Raw genomic sequence first — 16,318 nt, forward strand, 5'->3', positions numbered from 1 at the left:
GTCAATAACTAATTTCCAACTCGTTGTTTAAGTGTTCGGCCTGTTTCTTGGCCGGAAGTACATACTAGCATCTGCAACTTATGTTGTCAACACTTATTTTTATATTGCTAGATCCTTATAGCCATACTTATAGCCTTATAGCCTATCTTTTTGGAATACTACTTTCGCAGGGAACCCTGACCTGACATTTCCCACAACCATATCTCGGTTGAAACATTTCCTTAGTTTTATTAACAAATTCCGAACATCTTAAATGATTTTTACCCGTCTCAAGGGATATAGCATTAGCCGGGCAATTTTTTACACAGGCACCACACATAGAACAATTTTCATAAATGTTATCTGATACACGAGTATCTGGCGATAACTCTAACTCTGTAACAATACTTCCTAACCTCCCAGCAATTCCTTTTTCAGTTATAAACCCTTTAGAAAGTCCGAAAGTTCCGAGTCCACATACATAGGCAATATGTCGTTCAGACCAATTACTTGTATATACTGCTCCCTCTCCACATGGAATAGATTTTAGAGCACTATTATTACCCACCTTTGCCCAAAACCTTTCATCCAGAGATGGTGAAAGACTTTTATAACCGGCTTTTGTCAATACAGCACATATATGTTGACAGAGCTTTACAACAAACGCCTGGCCTTCTATTCTGCCATGCAGCCATTCCTCCGAGGGCCATACCCCTTCCCTGCTGTTACCCTTCTTTACGACATCAGTAAAGGGTAAAAAAAAGGAAATCACTGTTTTAGCCTTCGGCAACCATTGTTTAGGTGCAAGGAAATGTGGTCCTATAACTGATGGTTCAGTCAATTTCTTAAAGTAAGGGTCAATAGCCGAACCAAAGGCAAATATCGGATTTTCAAAAATTCTCATGCCAACAACTGCTTCGCTTAGCGCAATCCCCTCGGGTATTATATTTTGCTCAGACTCTTCCACAAAACTATTCGCTATTTTTAGTATTTCTATTTTATCCAACTACCTCCACCCCTTATATCCCACTTAATACAAGAGCATCCTTTCTGCCCATTTTAATCCATATAGACGCTTCTTACAATAACTTCTCACTAATGTACTAAGAAGGCAAGAGGGCATCGCCCCCGCCCAGCGACGAATTCTTATACCGTGTTTGAACAGATAGAACCCAAACTGAAGATTGACACTTATATCGGCAGACGATATAATCTCAATAGGTAGTATCGGTAGCCGATATAGTAAAATTATTAAGTTTAGTTTAGGAGATCAAATAATATGCCTGAAAGTACAGAACGTGGTGCTCTTACAGAAGCTGTTTACTATATCCTCTTGGCACTACATTCTCCCATGCATGGTTATGGGATTATGCAGTACGTCAAAGAACTTAGCAACGATCGCGTAAATCTTGGGCCAGGAACTCTCTATGGAGCTATCAATACACTAATCGAAAAGGGTTGGATTAAAGCCTTGTCAAGTCCCGGAAATAGTAGAAAAAAAGAATATGAAATTACTCTAAAGGGCAGGGAAACAGTGCTCTTGGAAATAGAACGTTTAGAGGAACTACTAGCCCATGGTAAAAAAATTGCTAGGAGGGATGCCTGATGAAATACCGGACTTTTAAATTCTTTATCGACTTCGAAAAAGAAGAAAAATGGCTGAATCAAATGGCTGCTAGAGGTTATAATTTTATAGATTTCAGCCTTCCTGGCCGTTATCTATTCGAGATAGGTAATCCTGGGGAGTACATCTATCGATTAGAATTACTGAAGCATCTGCCAACCGCCCCAGAGAGTAAAGACTATATCGAATTCCTGGAAGATACCGGAGGCGAGTTAGTATCAACCTATTTTCGCTGGGCTTGGTTTCGCAGAAAATCAGCAGATGGCCCCTTTCACTTATTCACAGATTATTCCTCCCAAATTAAACATTATCAACGAATTATTTGGTTTATTGGTATTGTTGGAATTATTAATCTTGTTATTGGTTTATATAATCTAGGCTATGGCCTTCTTCTAACAGGCCCAGATTACGGTATTTTCTTCAATGCCTATTTAGCCCCTATTAGCTTCTTAGTAGCTTTCTTCTGTCTTAAGGTCACAACATCCTATTATTTCAACCTAAAAAAGTTGCAGAGAGAAAGCCAAATTCACGAATGATTAAGCCAAGAGATGGTATTGAGCTTCTTTCTCTTTAATCCGCCGATAGAGTTCTTCATTGACAGGTGTGGAAACACCATATTTTTTTCCCAATTCTAATACTGCCCCGGAGAATAAATCTACCTCGCTGAAACGTTTAGCCTCCATATCTTGGCGCATTGAAGGTTTGCCTTCCGGGCACAGCGGATCTAAAACATTCAGCCAATACTTTAAATCCAGCTCAGTCAGATTAGTACCTTCCTTTTCTGACAGAACCATGACCTCCCTCATCGCTGCAATCATTGTATCTCTAGCCGCTCCTTCTTTTTGAATTTCCCCATAATTGCTCTCATAGACGGCAACTGTTTGGTTCACACCTACATTGAGCATGAATTTACCCCAGATTCGCTTATTCATATCCGTAACTGCTTCAAAAGGGACAGCCATGCTTTCAAAAAAGCGTGCAACTTCCCGAACCCGCTCTGAGATAAACCCTGGTTCTTGCTCACCAAAAACCAGCATCCCCATATGATCATAAGTTGCTCGATTCCCAACTTTAACAGCATCCATCCCTTGTGCTACACAATAGAGTATTTTGTCTATTCCATAAGTCTGTCCAATAATCCGTTCACTTGTGATTCCATTCAGTGCGGATAAAATGATGGTATGTTCCCCTACCTGATTCTTGACTGCTTTAATAGCATCATTAAGTCCACTGTATTTAACTGCAAAAATAATAAGATCCGCTGGTTCTTCTACGTCTTCAGGGGCTAGATAATTGAACTCGCAGCGCTCACCATTGCAAAAAACAGAATCGCTTTGATAACGTCGGATTCTTTCTTGATCAGCAATAATTCTCAAATCTCCTTTGGGCATTCTTTTAGTCAAATGATGGCCATATAAAATCCCTAATGCCCCTAAGCCAATAATGCATACTTTCTTTATCGCCATAATACCTTTACCTTTCTAACATTTTTAATGACCTCAATAATATTAGCGTGCCTACATCCGTTCGAATTGCCGTCTTCTTAATGCTTATCATTATTTTAAATTGATATATTTGCTGTTATATTTACTTGACAACACTATACCTTTTTCATATAGCATTGACAACGATTAGGCTTATTTAGAAGATATCTCAGACCTATTCTTAAGACTGTCGTTGATACTTAAAACACCCTTGACAAGTCAGAAACTTGCCAAGGGTGTCTATATAAGAAAAATTTCCCAGTGACATAGATATAGTAGGGAATCAGATAGTTACAATCTTTGTCGCGATATTCCCGCTAAATGTCTTATCGTGCTCCACAAACAAAATAGTCGGTTGGTATTCAAGCAACAGTTCTTCGATCTGTATACGAGAAATTACATCTATAAAGTTGAGGGGTTCATCCCATATATATAAATGTGCTTGTTCACAGAGGCTTTTGGCAATCAGCACTTTTTTCTTTTGACCGCCGCTAAACGTTGACATATCCTTTTCAAATTGAATTCTGGAAAAGGCCAGCTTTCTCAAAATGGATTTAAAAAGGCTTTCATTAATGGCGTTATCTTTGGCATAGTCTGTCAAATTACCCTGTAGATGGGAAGTATCCTGTGAAACTGAGGATATTTTAAGCTGACTCCCTTTCCTAAAGGTGCCTGTATAGTTTATAGCCTCGCCACAAATAAGCTTAAGAATACTTGATTTTCCCGAGCCATTTTTACCGATCAGGGCTATTCGGTCACCTTGCTCGATCGTAAAGCTTATATTGTTACAAATCATTGTTTCTCCATAAGAAATTGAAACCGCTTCAAGTTCGACAAGTTTATTCTTATGATAAGCAAGTTGAGAAATCTTCAAACTATCCGCTTCTTCAATATTTTTAAGGAGTTTAGACTTTTCATCAATGGCTGATTGCTGCCTGCTTTCGATTGACTTGGAGCGTTTCATCATTTTAGCAGCCTTATGACCAACGTAACCCTTATCCAGCTTTGACCCGGAATTTGTTGTGCCATTTTTAGTCTTTTCCACTTCCAGTGACCAGTTGTTCGTTCGTTTGGCCGAATTCGATAAGCGATTAATATCTTTTTTAAGCTTTTCATTTTCGGCAAGTTCAAAACTATCCTGCCTCTTTTTATTGTTCCACCAGCTTGAAAAGTTACCTTTTTGAATTTCGATATTCGTCTTATTAATTGAGAGAATATGGTCAACACAGTTATCCAGGAATGCCCTGTCGTGAGATACCAGTATAAAGCCACTTTTTGTCTTGAGGTAGTCGCTGACAAGTTTTCTGGCAGTCATATCCAGGTGATTAGTAGGCTCATCAATCAATAGAAAATTATTCTCCTTGAGAAACAAAGTAGCAAGCAACACCTTCGTTTGTTCACCCAGGGATAAGGACGCAAAAGGACGATATAAAACCTCCTCTGAAACTTCAAGCAATGAAAGCTCCCGCATCAGTTTCCAGTGCAGGTAGTCGGGAAAAATGTCACTGATTACTTCAAGGGTATTTATTCCCTTGTTTTCAACATGAAAAGGAAAATATGCAAAGCTGACATGTGCCGATATTTTACCTCTGTATTCATAGTCTCCAAGCAACAACTTAAGAAATGTGGTCTTACCTCTGCCATTTCTTCCGGTAAACCCTAGTTTCCAATCCGTGTCTATTTGAAAGCTCACATTTTCAAAAATGTTATCGTAGCTCCCATCATAAGCAAAAGTCAGATTTGTTACATTTATTAATGACATAATTTTGTCCTCCTGTGCGAAAAAATAAGAACTGCAAGAAAGCACTTCTTACAGCTCTTAAATACACAGCTAAGCCAGACCCCTATCAGGGATATGGTAAGGATGTATCCTTTGAGTGAAAAGAATTAGTAACTTTCTTGCCTAAGCACAACAAAACAAGCCGTTTTGCGACTGTCCATATTATGCTTGTATTTAGCAAGAAAAATTACGCATCTTTCCATCTCCAATCTCTAGTTGATTTTTTCATTTTACTATACACCCTAAAAAAATACAACTGTAACGTAGGGAGCTTACTCCTCATATAGGAAACCACATTTTAAAGCAATGCAGATTTTTGTAAGGAGCCATAGACACTCTTTGTCAGGATGCCTGCAGCAATCGTTCCAACGCAGGCGGTTAGGCAGGAGGATAAAAGTGCAATCTTCCAGTCAAGATGAAAGACATAGATTAATCCTACCATAACGCAAAGGTTGCCGGAAACAGCAGTCCCGAGCATTGCCAATATGTGGTGGCCTAATTTATCCATGGATAATCTTCCCGAAATTAATGTGTAGACAACGGATCCGATAACATTGGCGAATAGGAAGAAAAAGCCCAGGGGCGAATAGCCCGTTGCCATGGCTACTACTGCTTCCACTACTCCAGCGATAATACCCGCCGGTTGTTTGTACATTAAGACAATCAGACCTGTAAAGAATGCCCAGCAGGTGCCATTAAGTAGTAAGAGGGTTGGATCCAATATTGCGTCAATACGTCCTGTAACCTGCATCATGATCAACATGACGATTCCTATGATGACTGAGCCTACAAGTGCCTTTGTGTCAGTTCTGATTAATTTTTCATTCATTTGTAACTTTTCATTCATTTTATTCTCCCCCTAAAATTATTCTAAATTATATTAATGATATCTTGCTTGTCAGGCTGACGATTATTACTATTAACATCCCAGAAATTAAAATAACATCGTAGGTTTTAAGCTCCAGACTTGAGGTAAACGTGCGGGTTTTAGTTCGTCCGTAGCCTCTTAACTCCATGGCCAAGGCAGTTTCAGTGGCGCGTCGAACTGAGCGGTATAAAAATGGCAGAAAGGTTGGAAAAATACCTTTGAGATTGTCCCATGCACTTTCCATTTTGAGACCCCGAGCACGTTGGCTATCAATTATTGATATATATTCAGCTTTCATGAGTGGAAGGAATCGGGCACTCAGTCCTACCAACATAGCAAATCGGTAAGGGATCTTAAATTTTATCAGCATCAAGGTAAACTCTTGGGGTGAGGAAGATGTGAAAAAATGCATACTTGCCAAAACAATAATGCTAGCCTTGAGTATACCGGTGATTGCTAGTGGCAGGGCTTGACTGTATATTTTCAGAATGCCCCATTGGTAGATTAGAACGCCTTCTCGGCAGAAGATCAGCTGTACGACCAATATCTGAAGTCCTAAAAGCAATAAAATCACAATCATGGCTTTATACCGCTTTAAGGAACCCATCCAGACTAGCGAGGCCATAACCTCCACTAATAAAACAATACTTAACTGAACAGCAGTCCCACTAATCAGTGAAAAATTGATCATCAGAACATACCAGGCCAGCTTAGTTCTGGGATCAAGCTTGGAGAGACCCATCTTCCACCTCCCTGAAAGAAATAGGGTTATGAAAATTCAAACCAATGGCTTTAAGTGTATCAAGATGTTGATCGAGATCTCTTCTCGATATATCAAGTTGAATACGATTTTTATGCAGGGCGACTAGCCTGTTGGAATAGTCTTTTGCCATGGTCAAGTCGTGGGATATAAGTAGGATTGTGTGACCATTTTTTGATAAGTGACGGAGTTTGTCCATGATCATATACCCTTGGTTTTCGTCAAGACCTGAAGTTGGTTCGTCGGCAATAATGAACTCTGGATCACTGACGAGGATGGAGGCCAATGCTAAAAGCTGGCGCTGACCACGGCTTAAGCGATGAGGGTGTATATTCTTATAATCCAGTAGTCCCACAAACTTGAGAGACTCATCAATCTTTTGTCCGATTACTTCATTTTGTTCCCCCCTTAACTTCAGAGAAAATCCAACTTCTTCTTCTACGGTGCTTGCAAAGATCTGATAGTCAGGGTTTTGAAACAGAAATCCCACCTGGGAACGGATCTCTGCCAGTTTCCCTTTATTCAAAGGCTGGTCAAACACTTTAATTTCGCCTTTTGAGGGCTTCAGTAGACCGATAATCAGCTTAGCCAAGGTCGATTTTCCGGAACCATTTAAACCAATAACTGATAAAAAATCGCCCTTATAGATTTCTAAATTAATATCTTCACAACCTAGTAAATTGTTTTTGTATAGGTAGGTGACATTCGAAATTTTTGCAATAATTTCATTGGGCCTACTTTGATCCTTGTTGGAGGAGGAGAGGTGTTTTATCCTTCCTCTTCGATGCTTCATTTGCTCCATGTAGTATGCTTCTGGTAAATACTCTTTAACAATTTCACCTGCTCGAATATAGAGGACTCTGTTGGCATAGTTGAGGACTTCTTCAATTCGATCCATGACTAAAACAATGGTTAAATTCTGAGTTTTATTCAACTGACCTAACCGCTTATAAAGGTCATTGCGGCCTTGTGGATCAAGTTCAGCCGTCGGCTGGTCTAGAATTAGAATAGGGGCATTGAGGGCTAAAACACCAGCCAGAACGACTCGTTGGGCTTGACCACCTGAAAGAGCAGCCGTTTGTCGGCTTTCATAGCCCGTTAAACCGACAAGTTGCAAGGCGGTTTTAACCCTCTGATCCATTTGCTCTAAGGGGATTTCCAGATTGCCGAGGCCAAATGCAATATCCTCGTAGACATCCAAACTAATAATTTGATTTTGGGGCTCCTGCATCATGTATCCCACATAATTCGACATTCTATTAAGAGGAATATTCTTAATATCTTGCCCCATGATTGTGACTTTTCCCGTTAAGTCCGCGTCATGATAGTGAGGGATTGCGCCTGTTATAGTATGTAGTAAAATGGATTTTCCAGAAGCTACTCCTCCGGTAATGACGATGAAATCTCCCCTAACAATCTCAAAATCGATGTTTTTTAGTGCTGGTTTTTCTTCATGCGGAAAGACTAGTTTTTCAATTTTAATCTTAGCAATCGTTTCCATGACATCTCCTAAAGTTTGAATTAAAAAAAGTCCCAGCTTAATAAGCTAGAACTTTACCTTTGTCCTTTTGCAATATTTCATAGGCAGGTTTCCTGACTTATAGACTAGAATGTACGCCTTCCCAGTTACCCAGTGGCAAATGTACATTTTCAACATCTACTTACAGTGGTGGGTCCGTCCAGGATTATTAACCTGGTTCCCTATTATCCCTTGCGGGCACCTATTCAATAATGTATTCTATTAGACTTATGATAGAATAATTTGATTAGTTTGTCAATAAAAGTTACATAAATCACTCTGTATTTAACCCATCTTGTTGCTGATGGATACAGCATAATTCTGTAATTTATGCACAATAGATTTCTATAGGTTAAATAATCGGCCATACTGAACTTGGTGATACATCATTGTCTTGATTCTTTTTTGTTATTTGGGTTAAGGATTTGGCCAAGCGCTGGACGCTTTCCAGTAAAACCGCTTCATTATGCGCGGTAAAACAAAGGCGAAGTTCCTTATCCTGAGTGGGCATTGTATAGAATGCTTCTCCTGGCACAAAAGAAATTCGGTTCTTGGCTGCTTCATGGAGGAGTCGCTGGGAAGTGCCCGCTTGTTTTAACTTACACCAAAAATAACATCCACCTTCGGGTACAGTGAATTCAAGATCGTTGGCACACAAACGCTGGAGAGCTTTAGTCATTGCATTTCGGCGTTTTTTATATTCCCTGCGCACAGTTTCCAGATGCGGAGCCAACTTTCCTTCATTTAAAAACATCGTCACCAACCATTGGGCAATGTTGTTGGAATGGAGGTCTATATACTGTTTTTCCAAGGCAAGGCGGTTAATCAAAACAGGCGGGCCTGCCAGATAGCCGGTGCGTAAGCCGGGGAAGAGAATTTTGGAGAATGTCCCTAAATAAACAACTCCTCCGTAAGAATCTAAAGCTTTAAGAGACTGAGGGGGCTTTTGGTCATAATACAGATCACTATAGGGATCATCTTCCACGATAACAAGCCGATGACGTTTGGCCAAGTTTATCAGATCTTGGCGCTCCTGCGCCGGCATAACCCTTCCGGTGGGATTTTGATAGGTCGGTATACTATAAAACAATTTTGGCCGATAGCGAACTATAAAGTCCTCCAACAGCTCTAATGATAATTTCCCCGAACAGGGTAGACTTAAAACTCTGGCCCCTGCGGCCTGAAACACTTGTATTGCCCCGATGAAGGTTGGCCCTTCCATGACAACGTAGTCACCCGGTTCTAACAACACTTTGCTAAGCAAGTATAATCCCTGTTGGGACCCGGAGAGAGTTAGGATGTTCTCTGTCGAAGTCGAGATGCCCTTTTCACTCAACATTGCCGCAATTGCTTTTCTCAAAGGGGTATATCCTTCTGTAGGGATATGTCCAAAATCAGCAAGATTAGCAGTTGCAATATTCCGGTTAAATAACTCGGTAAAGATGTCCAAAGGATAAAGAGCAGGATCAGCCATACCTGCCGCGAGAGATATAGTTCCTGGGGCAGGAGTAGAGACTAAATCCCTCAGAATTGACGCTAAGGGATTTTGAGGATAGGCAGTAAACAGTTGGGGCCAGGGAACTTCAGATGAAGACTCAACATTAAGGGTTTGGGCTACATAAGTTCCGCTGCCGACTTTTGTCCAGACCAATCCCATTTGCTCCAACTTACGATAAGCATTTATAGCGGTTGTACGACTGACTGAAAAGAGATCAGCCAATTCCCGCTCAGGAGGTAGCTTCGTTCCTGCAGGCAGGATTTCCTTGTGGATTTTATCAGCAATGAGTAAGGCAATTTGCAGATAAAGAGGTTGCTTATCCAAGGGATCCAACTCTGCACTATTCAGAAATTTGGATATGTCCATTTATCACTCCCCCTTATTATGTATCCAATTTTTATTATATCGTCACAATTGGATATTTACAATGTTTTAGCTAATCGTTAAGATTTAGTAAATGTTTAAGGTAGGTGGAGTAATCGTGCAGCAATTAAACCTCATCTCAAGAAAGAATCAATTTGCAGAAGAAGTGGGGGTGGCACTTCGAGAGTGTACGCCTGTTGTGCTCGGGGTAGTGCCCTTTGGAATTACCTGCGGAATAATGGGCCTGACAGCACAAATGTCAGGATTAGAAACTATTCTAATGTCTGTCTTTGTTTTCGCCGGTGCGTCACAATTTATCGGCATTACCATGTTGGGCGCAGGTATAACAGGCTGGGGAATTATTGTACTGACTACCTTACTGGTAAACTTACGCCATTTAATCATGGGATCATCCTTGGCACCCTATATGATTAGACTACCCCTCCCCCTTCAAGCATTTATGGCCTTTTTTTTGACTGATGAAGCCTATGCCCTGACCATTAGCCGAATTCCTAATACCGGGTACAGCGTGCTCTATCAAGTTACCGTGAGTACAACTCTTTATCTGGTTTGGGTTCTAGCTACTGTAACCGGGGTATTCTTAGGCAGTTACATATCCGATCCCTTAACTTGGGGGCTTGATTTCGCCATGCCGGCAACCTTTCTGGTATTACTGATCCCGATGTTGGCTAACCGTATCGGTCTTATTGTATTTGGCATAGCTGCTGTAGTCTCGGTATTGGGGGCCCTGTATCTACCCGGCAAGTGGTACATCATTGTGGCCTGCCTCACAGCCAGTTTAATCGGCGGTTTATTGGAAGGGGAAAGCAACCATGCGAAGTGAAGTTTTGTTCATTATTCTCGGGATGGCTTTAGTCACGTATTTTACAAGATTTGGAGCTCTGGCCTTATTTCGGTTTACGGGGATACCAACCTGGTTAAATAGATGGTTAAAGTATGTCCCAGTTGCAATATTGACGGCCTTAATCATACCTTCGTTACTTTTACCTCAAGGATATTTAGATATTAGTTTAAACAACCACTACTTAATTGCCGGCATAACTGCTGCTTTTGTAGCTTATAAGAGCCGCAATATCATTGCAACCTTGGGACTCGGAATGTCTGTAATGCTTATCTTGAAATTATTGTAGATACCTGAAATCAGTTCAATAAAAAAACAACCCTGATATTGCTTCTGCAAATTCTAAAGGGCATTATGAAAATCCATTTCTGGCATGGCCAATTATCATACCAGAACTTGCCTACATTCTCATGAACAGGCTCTATTTGTGTTTATACTTTTTTGAGTTGTCGCTTTAGATATTAGTTCAGGGAGTTGGGTAAGGGCATTCTCTGACCCAAAAGAACACGATGATAAAATTCGTGTCACCTGCTACTTATAATTCTTAACTAGAGCCAGCAAATACTTCGACTTCATTTGCTCACTAGCCATAATTTGCTTGGTAAGAGGCATTTTTAAGACAGCTCCCAGGATTGCGGCCATAGCTCTGTGACTGTAATGAGCCTGGTTATCGAAAATCAGGTTTTGAAGTTTCCCTTGTTCAATACTCATCAACACAATTCGGTGAACGGAATTTATAGGTGTAATAACTCGTTGATTCCGATGCTTAAGGGTAATTGACCCACGATTACAGGCTCTGACACAAACGCCGCAGCCCAGGCATACTTCTTCGTCTATAACTGCCCTCTTTATTACTTTATAGTTCCCCGTCTCCTGAGTAACCAGCTTTAAGGCTCCAACTGGGCAAGCCAAGACACACTTACCACAGCCATTGCATTTTTCGTTCCTAATTTCAGGCAAGAAATTAGTAGTATTGATTGAATTTAAAGTTCCAAATCTCTTAATAGCCAGCAGGGCTTCGCAGCAACATCCACAACAATTACAAATAAAGGGTAACCCCTCTTGTTCATTTTCTCCAATTTGAACTAGATTGTGATCGTAAGCCTTTTCAAGCAAGCTCATACATTCGGAAACACTGACCTCCCGGGCATGACCATACTTAATAAGGCTTGAAGCTGTAGTTCCAAAGGTCATGCATATATCCATAGGAGCATTACAAGCTTTGCCGAGATGGCTCATTTTATGCCTGCAATAACACATGCCGATCCCTATACTGGAGGCTTGTTTTATAACATTGCTCGTTCGTTCGTAATCTAGGATATGTAAATTGTTTACTGTGCTTAACGCTTGTTCGTTTACAAAGATTCTTCCCAGCTTTGTTTCAGTGACAAACAAGTCTCGGACGAAATCCTCTTCAACATTTAAGTATTGATAAAACAGTTCGGAAAGGAGCTTCTGATCCAGATCTGATCTGATGCGCATCAAGGTAAACTCAAAGAAACCGGCCATTGGAGGTGGCAAAACGAAAGTCCTGTCCCCATCTGTGCCTTCAATATCTATTAATAAAGCGCGGGAAGCCAGTTCGGTAAGTATCTTTTCAGTGTCTTCTCTACTCATTCTTAAAGCTGCGCTGGCAGTTTGAATTGAGAAAGGTTTTATGGGTAAAGCTGACATAACCCTGGCTTCTTTTTCATTCATTATGACACTAAGGATCTTAAATAAATAATCGGAAGGCGGAGCTCCTTGAGGAAATTGATTTAGACGTTCGCTCAATTGCTGGTATCCGGATTTTATAGTTCTATGTGCCATAGCTCTCCTTTATTTTAAAGGTTTTAAGATAATTATTTGTTGATACCTAAATTATTCCATGTTTTTATAACTATTTTTGACTAAGATTTGTCTGGTTAGTCCTATATTCACAGTCTATTTCTCAATTCTATTTACCATGTTCTAAACTAATGCTGACGATTGTCCGCTTGTGAATATTAATTTTTGAAAGGCTCAGAATCTTATGCTATCATGAAAAAGCGGTCAAGCGGTCTGACCATCAGTCATTCTTTGAAATATGATATTGCATTTACAGGAGGTTGAGTCATGCAAATCCTAGTATGTATTAAACAAGTTCCGGGAACCTCAAAGATAGACGTGGATCCGGTTACAGGTGTCTTAAAAAGAGACGGTGTAGATTCCAAGATGAATCCCTACGATTTATATGCAATAGAAACTGCCCTGAGGCTCAAAGAGCAACAGGGCGGAACGATTAAGGTTATTACTATGGGACCACCCCAAGCTAAGGAAGTCATTAAAGAAGCCTTCATGATGGGTGTCGACGCAGGTGTATTGGTTTCGGATCGTAAGTTTGCCGGGGCAGATGTACTGGCAACCTCTTACGCTATTTCTCAAGGGGTTCGCCAACTGGGCAACCTGGACCTAATACTTTGCGGCAAGCAAACAACCGATGGAGACACTGCCCAAGTGGGGCCTGAAATGGCTGAATACCTTGGCATACCTCATATCGCCAATGTCTTAAGGATCATCGAAGTCAAAGAGACTTCCATCCTCGTGGAAATGGATATGGCCAACACTGTAGAAATGGCCGAAATCCAATTCCCTTGTCTCTTAACTGTGGAAAAAGACATTTTTCAGCCCCGACTTCCTTCCTACAAGAAAAAGCTTAGTACAAAAGATCGTGAAATCAAGACGATCACCTTCAATGATCTTGAAGATAAAAATGAAAAAAGATATGGACTTAGTGGTTCGCCAACTCAAGTTGAACGAATCTTTCCCCCTTCGGTTAATACGGATCGAGAAACTTGGACAGGTACCGCATCAGAGCTTAGTTCTCAAATAGCCGATAAACTCAAACAATTAAAATTCATTTAAGGGGGAGAATTCATGAGTAAGTTAATTTGTCATCAAGAAAAATTAAACGAATCCATTATTCAAGCCTTAGTGGAGGTTTGTCCATTTAATGCTCTCGAAGCAAAGAATGGAACCTTGGAAATCACAGCAGCCTGTAAAATGTGCAAAATCTGTGTTAAAAAGGGTCCTAAAGGGGTCATGGAATTTATCGAAGAAGTGTCCACCACTGTTGATAAAAGTTTATGGAAGGGTATTGGCGTCTACGTTGACCATGTTGAAGGGGACATACATCCCGTAACCTTTGAGCTAATCGGTAAAGCCAAGGAACTAGCGGCAGTGGTCAATTTCCCGGTTTATTGTGTATTTATTGGCAATAACATTAAAGATAAAGCTCAAGAGTTGCTTCATTATGGCGTTGACGAGGTCTTTGTCTATGATTATGAAGAATTAAACCATTTTCGTATCGAGCCCTATACCGCTGCCTTCGAAGACTTTATTCAGAAAATGAAACCCTCCTCCTTACTCGTCGGAGCTACAACCATTGGACGCTCTTTAGCGCCCAGGGTAGCGGCAAGATTCCAAACTGGCTTAACTGCTGATTGCACAACCCTCGAAATGAAGGAAAATACCGACCTGGTTCAAATCAGACCGGCTTTTGGCGGCAACATTATGGCTCAAATTATTTGTCCTAATACCAGGCCTCAAATGGCGACGGTAAGATATAAAGTTATGGATGCTCCTGAAAAACAGTGTGAGCCAAGGGGTAAGATAACACTCTGTGAATTAGATCCAGCCAAACTTGTATCTGCTATTAAAGTTTTAAAAGTAACCCGCAAAGAGATCGAAGAAAATATCTCTGATGCAGAAGTCATCATTGCTGTCGGCAGAGCTTTAAAGTCCGCGAAAGACATGGCTATGATCCAGGAATTAGCGCAATTGTTAGGCGCTCAAATAGCAGGTACTCGACCCTTAGTGGAGGCCGGTTGGATTAATGCCAAGCAGCAAATAGGTTTATCTGGGAGAACCGTTAAGCCTAAACTGATCATAACCCTGGGAATTTCGGGCGCTGTTCAATTTGCTGCGGGAATGAACAGCTCAGAGCAAATTTTTGCCATTAATAAAGACCCTCATGCTTCAATCTTTAATATCGCTCATTATGGGATCATCGGAGACATTTATGAAGTCGTTCCTCAACTAATCGAAGATATCAAAAGCTCTAAGCCTCTGGCTTGCGCCCGTTAATTTATAGAGTGGAGTCGTGAATCAGATAGAAAATCGTGGAGGGGATTAGATGAATAACTATAAAACGCTGGATGCTAAAGATAGAGAGTTTTTAGTTTCGCTTTTAGGTGAAGAGCGAGTTTATACCGGAGAGGCTATTAGCGATGATTTTAGTCATGATGAATTAGGCGGAATAAGTAGATTACCCGACGTTTTAGTGGATGTTCTGTCCACGGATGAAGTTTCAAAAATTATGAGCTATGCCAATGAAAATAACATTCCAGTAGTAGCCAGAGGATCAGGAACCGGACTTGTCGGAGCATCAGTTCCAATCTTTGGCGGGATCATGCTGAATATGTGCGGCATGAATAAGATCCTGGAACTCGATGAAGAAAATCTAACCCTCACCCTAGAACCGGGAGTACTATTAATGGAAATCAGTAAATATGTAGAGGAACATGATTTGTTCTATCCCCCAGACCCTGGCGAAAAATCTGCCACCATCGCAGGTAATATTAATACCAATGCCGGTGGCATGAGAGCTGTAAAGTATGGCGTAACCAGAGATTATATCCGCGGGCTGGAAGTAGTGCTTCCCACTGGCAAGGTTATTAATGTGGGAGGAAAGGTCGTTAAGAACTCTTCCGGTTACAGTGTGAAAGACTTAATCTGTGGTTCCGAAGGAACTCTGGGTATTGTTACTAAAGTGATTTTAAAACTTATTCCTCTGCCGAAGAAAGCTATTTCCCTCTTAATCCCCTTTCCCGATCTGGACAGCGCCATTAGTACGGTTCCTAAAATTATCAAATCAAAATCCATTCCTACAGCCATTGAATTTATGCAGAGAGAAGTCATTCTTGCTGCTGAAGAATTTCTCGGCAAAAAATTCCCCGACAACTCCTCCGACGCCTATCTCTTGTTGACTTTCGATGGCAATAGCACTGAAGAACTGGAAAAAGATTATGAGAAGGTGGCGAATATCTGCCTTGCCGAAGGGGCTTTGGATGCCTTCATCATCGACACCGATGAACGAAAAGAAGCTGTTTGGTCTGCTCGTGGCGCTTTCTTAGAGGCAGTAAAAGCCTCTACCACGGACATGGACGAATGTGACGTTGTTGTGCCCCGTAACCGGGTCGCTGAATTCATCAAGTACACCGATCTTCTTCAGGAACAGTTTAATGTTAGAATCCGAAGTTTCGGCCATGCCGGTGATGGCAATCTGCACGTCTATGTGTTAAAGGATAAGTTGTCAGACGAGGCCTGGAAAATTAAACTGGCTGAAGTTTTTGAAGCAATGTATCGAAAGTCTCGTGAGCTCCATGGACTGGTATCTGGAGAACATGGTATCGGCTATGCCAAAAAGGGCTATATGTTTGATCAATATGAACCAGACTATGTCGAGCTTATGAGAAACATTAAGTTGGCCTTTGACCCTAAAAACATTCTCAATCCAGGTAAAGTCTGCGAGTAAAAGCAGCGTTCAGCAAAATGAGAACCG

At 40.9% G+C, this 16,318-nt stretch carries 15 protein-coding genes and 1 riboswitch; of the genes, 7 read left to right on the plus strand and 8 right to left on the minus strand.

What is annotated here, in order from left to right; all coding sequences use genetic code 11:
* Positions 1–142: 142 nt before the first annotated feature.
* Complete coding sequence (locus tag DESMER_RS16980) at positions 143–985, minus strand: 4Fe-4S binding protein (RefSeq protein ID WP_014904291.1); 843 nt, start codon at positions 983–985, stop codon at positions 143–145.
* A 273-nt stretch (positions 986–1,258) separates the two neighbouring features.
* Here DESMER_RS16980 and DESMER_RS16985 point away from each other — a divergent pair, with 273 nt between their 5' ends.
* Together DESMER_RS16985 and DESMER_RS16990 are read left to right on the plus strand one after the other, a co-directional pair.
* Positions 1,259–1,585: a PadR family transcriptional regulator gene (locus tag DESMER_RS16985; RefSeq protein ID WP_014904292.1), complete on the plus strand. Its 327-nt coding sequence runs from the start codon at positions 1,259–1,261 to the stop codon at positions 1,583–1,585.
* Positions 1,585–2,139 carry a DUF2812 domain-containing protein gene (locus tag DESMER_RS16990; protein ID WP_014904293.1) on the plus strand — a complete coding sequence of 185 codons (555 nt, stop codon included), beginning with the start codon at positions 1,585–1,587 and terminating at the stop codon, positions 2,137–2,139. The genes DESMER_RS16985 and DESMER_RS16990 overlap by 1 nt, the downstream gene beginning before the upstream one ends.
* Here DESMER_RS16990 and DESMER_RS16995 read toward each other — a convergent pair whose 3' ends face one another.
* The 6 genes from DESMER_RS16995 to pdxR all read right to left on the minus strand — a co-directional run bounded on the left by DESMER_RS16995 (position 2,140) and on the right by pdxR (position 9,878).
* Complete coding sequence (locus DESMER_RS16995) at positions 2,140–3,069, minus strand: ketopantoate reductase family protein (RefSeq protein ID WP_014904294.1); 930 nt, start codon at positions 3,067–3,069, stop codon at positions 2,140–2,142.
* Between the two features lie 301 nt (positions 3,070–3,370).
* The gene (locus DESMER_RS17000; RefSeq protein ID WP_014904295.1) at positions 3,371–4,849 is read right to left on the minus strand and encodes an Lsa family ABC-F type ribosomal protection protein; all 1,479 of its coding nucleotides are present in this window, start codon (positions 4,847–4,849) and stop codon (positions 3,371–3,373) included.
* A gap of 316 nt (positions 4,850–5,165) precedes the next feature.
* Positions 5,166–5,696 (minus strand): hypothetical protein, encoded by a 531-nt coding sequence (locus DESMER_RS17005; protein WP_042334711.1) that lies wholly within the window; start codon positions 5,694–5,696, stop codon positions 5,166–5,168.
* Positions 5,697–5,742: 46 nt separating this feature from the next.
* Entirely contained in the window at positions 5,743–6,477 is a 735-nt protein-coding gene (locus tag DESMER_RS17010) for an energy-coupling factor transporter transmembrane component T family protein (RefSeq protein WP_014904297.1), read from the minus strand.
* On the minus strand, positions 6,458–7,996 hold the full coding sequence (locus DESMER_RS17015) for an ABC transporter ATP-binding protein (RefSeq protein ID WP_014904298.1): 1,539 nt from the start codon (positions 7,994–7,996) through the stop codon (positions 6,458–6,460). Before DESMER_RS17015 ends, DESMER_RS17010 begins: the two co-directional genes overlap by 20 nt.
* Positions 7,997–8,061: 65 nt before the next feature.
* A riboswitch (cobalamin riboswitch) is annotated at positions 8,062–8,235 on the minus strand.
* 131 nt (positions 8,236–8,366) lie between these two features.
* On the minus strand, positions 8,367–9,878 hold the full coding sequence (pdxR, locus tag DESMER_RS17020) for a MocR-like pyridoxine biosynthesis transcription factor PdxR (protein ID WP_014904299.1): 1,512 nt from the start codon (positions 9,876–9,878) through the stop codon (positions 8,367–8,369).
* A 115-nt stretch (positions 9,879–9,993) separates the two neighbouring features.
* Here pdxR and DESMER_RS17025 point away from each other — a divergent pair, with 115 nt between their 5' ends.
* Together DESMER_RS17025 and DESMER_RS17030 are read left to right on the plus strand one after the other, a co-directional pair.
* Complete coding sequence (locus DESMER_RS17025) at positions 9,994–10,719, plus strand: AzlC family ABC transporter permease (protein ID WP_014904300.1); 726 nt, start codon at positions 9,994–9,996, stop codon at positions 10,717–10,719.
* The gene (locus tag DESMER_RS17030) at positions 10,709–11,026 is read left to right on the plus strand and encodes an AzlD domain-containing protein (protein WP_014904301.1); all 318 of its coding nucleotides are present in this window, start codon (positions 10,709–10,711) and stop codon (positions 11,024–11,026) included. Before DESMER_RS17025 ends, DESMER_RS17030 begins: the two co-directional genes overlap by 11 nt.
* Positions 11,027–11,268: 242 nt before the next feature.
* Here the strand turns inward: DESMER_RS17030 and DESMER_RS17035 are convergent, their stop codons facing one another.
* A complete protein-coding gene (locus DESMER_RS17035; RefSeq protein ID WP_014904302.1) occupies positions 11,269–12,546 on the minus strand; it encodes a 4Fe-4S dicluster domain-containing protein in 1,278 nt (425 codons plus the stop codon).
* A 285-nt stretch (positions 12,547–12,831) separates the two neighbouring features.
* Here DESMER_RS17035 and DESMER_RS17040 point away from each other — a divergent pair, with 285 nt between their 5' ends.
* From DESMER_RS17040 to DESMER_RS17050, 3 genes are read left to right on the plus strand one after another with little or no spacing between them, the layout of a single operon-like run.
* On the plus strand, positions 12,832–13,620 hold the full coding sequence (locus DESMER_RS17040; protein WP_014904303.1) for an electron transfer flavoprotein subunit beta/FixA family protein: 789 nt from the start codon (positions 12,832–12,834) through the stop codon (positions 13,618–13,620).
* A 12-nt stretch (positions 13,621–13,632) separates the two neighbouring features.
* A complete protein-coding gene (locus DESMER_RS17045; RefSeq protein ID WP_014904304.1) occupies positions 13,633–14,841 on the plus strand; it encodes an electron transfer flavoprotein subunit alpha/FixB family protein in 1,209 nt (402 codons plus the stop codon).
* 49 nt (positions 14,842–14,890) lie between these two features.
* The gene (locus DESMER_RS17050) at positions 14,891–16,291 is read left to right on the plus strand and encodes an FAD-binding oxidoreductase (RefSeq protein WP_014904305.1); all 1,401 of its coding nucleotides are present in this window, start codon (positions 14,891–14,893) and stop codon (positions 16,289–16,291) included.
* Positions 16,292–16,318: the final 27 nt, after the last annotated feature.

This window comes from Desulfosporosinus meridiei DSM 13257 (assembly GCF_000231385.2).
GTDB lineage: Bacteria > Bacillota > Desulfitobacteriia > Desulfitobacteriales > Desulfitobacteriaceae > Desulfosporosinus > Desulfosporosinus meridiei.

Excerpts from the sequence above, each read along its gene's own strand:
- DESMER_RS16985 (WP_014904292.1), top strand. The coding sequence starts at position 1,259 with ATGCCTGAAAGTACAGAACGTGGTGCTCTTACAGAAGCTGTTTACTAT.
- DESMER_RS16990 (WP_014904293.1), top strand. The coding sequence starts at position 1,585 with ATGAAATACCGGACTTTTAAATTCTTTATCGACTTCGAAAAAGAAGAA.
- DESMER_RS16995 (WP_014904294.1), bottom strand. The coding sequence starts at position 3,069 with ATGGCGATAAAGAAAGTATGCATTATTGGCTTAGGGGCATTAGGGATT.
- DESMER_RS17000 (WP_014904295.1), bottom strand. The coding sequence starts at position 4,849 with ATGTCATTAATAAATGTAACAAATCTGACTTTTGCTTATGATGGGAGC.
- DESMER_RS17005 (WP_042334711.1), bottom strand. The coding sequence starts at position 5,696 with ATGAATGAAAAATTAATCAGAACTGACACAAAGGCACTTGTAGGCTCA.
- DESMER_RS17010 (WP_014904297.1), bottom strand. The coding sequence starts at position 6,477 with ATGGGTCTCTCCAAGCTTGATCCCAGAACTAAGCTGGCCTGGTATGTT.
- DESMER_RS17015 (WP_014904298.1), bottom strand. The coding sequence starts at position 7,996 with ATGGAAACGATTGCTAAGATTAAAATTGAAAAACTAGTCTTTCCGCAT.
- pdxR (WP_014904299.1), bottom strand. The coding sequence starts at position 9,878 with ATGGACATATCCAAATTTCTGAATAGTGCAGAGTTGGATCCCTTGGAT.
- DESMER_RS17030 (WP_014904301.1), top strand. The coding sequence starts at position 10,709 with ATGCGAAGTGAAGTTTTGTTCATTATTCTCGGGATGGCTTTAGTCACG.
- DESMER_RS17035 (WP_014904302.1), bottom strand. The coding sequence starts at position 12,546 with ATGGCACATAGAACTATAAAATCCGGATACCAGCAATTGAGCGAACGT.
- DESMER_RS17040 (WP_014904303.1), top strand. The coding sequence starts at position 12,832 with ATGCAAATCCTAGTATGTATTAAACAAGTTCCGGGAACCTCAAAGATA.
- DESMER_RS17045 (WP_014904304.1), top strand. The coding sequence starts at position 13,633 with ATGAGTAAGTTAATTTGTCATCAAGAAAAATTAAACGAATCCATTATT.
- DESMER_RS17050 (WP_014904305.1), top strand. The coding sequence starts at position 14,891 with ATGAATAACTATAAAACGCTGGATGCTAAAGATAGAGAGTTTTTAGTT.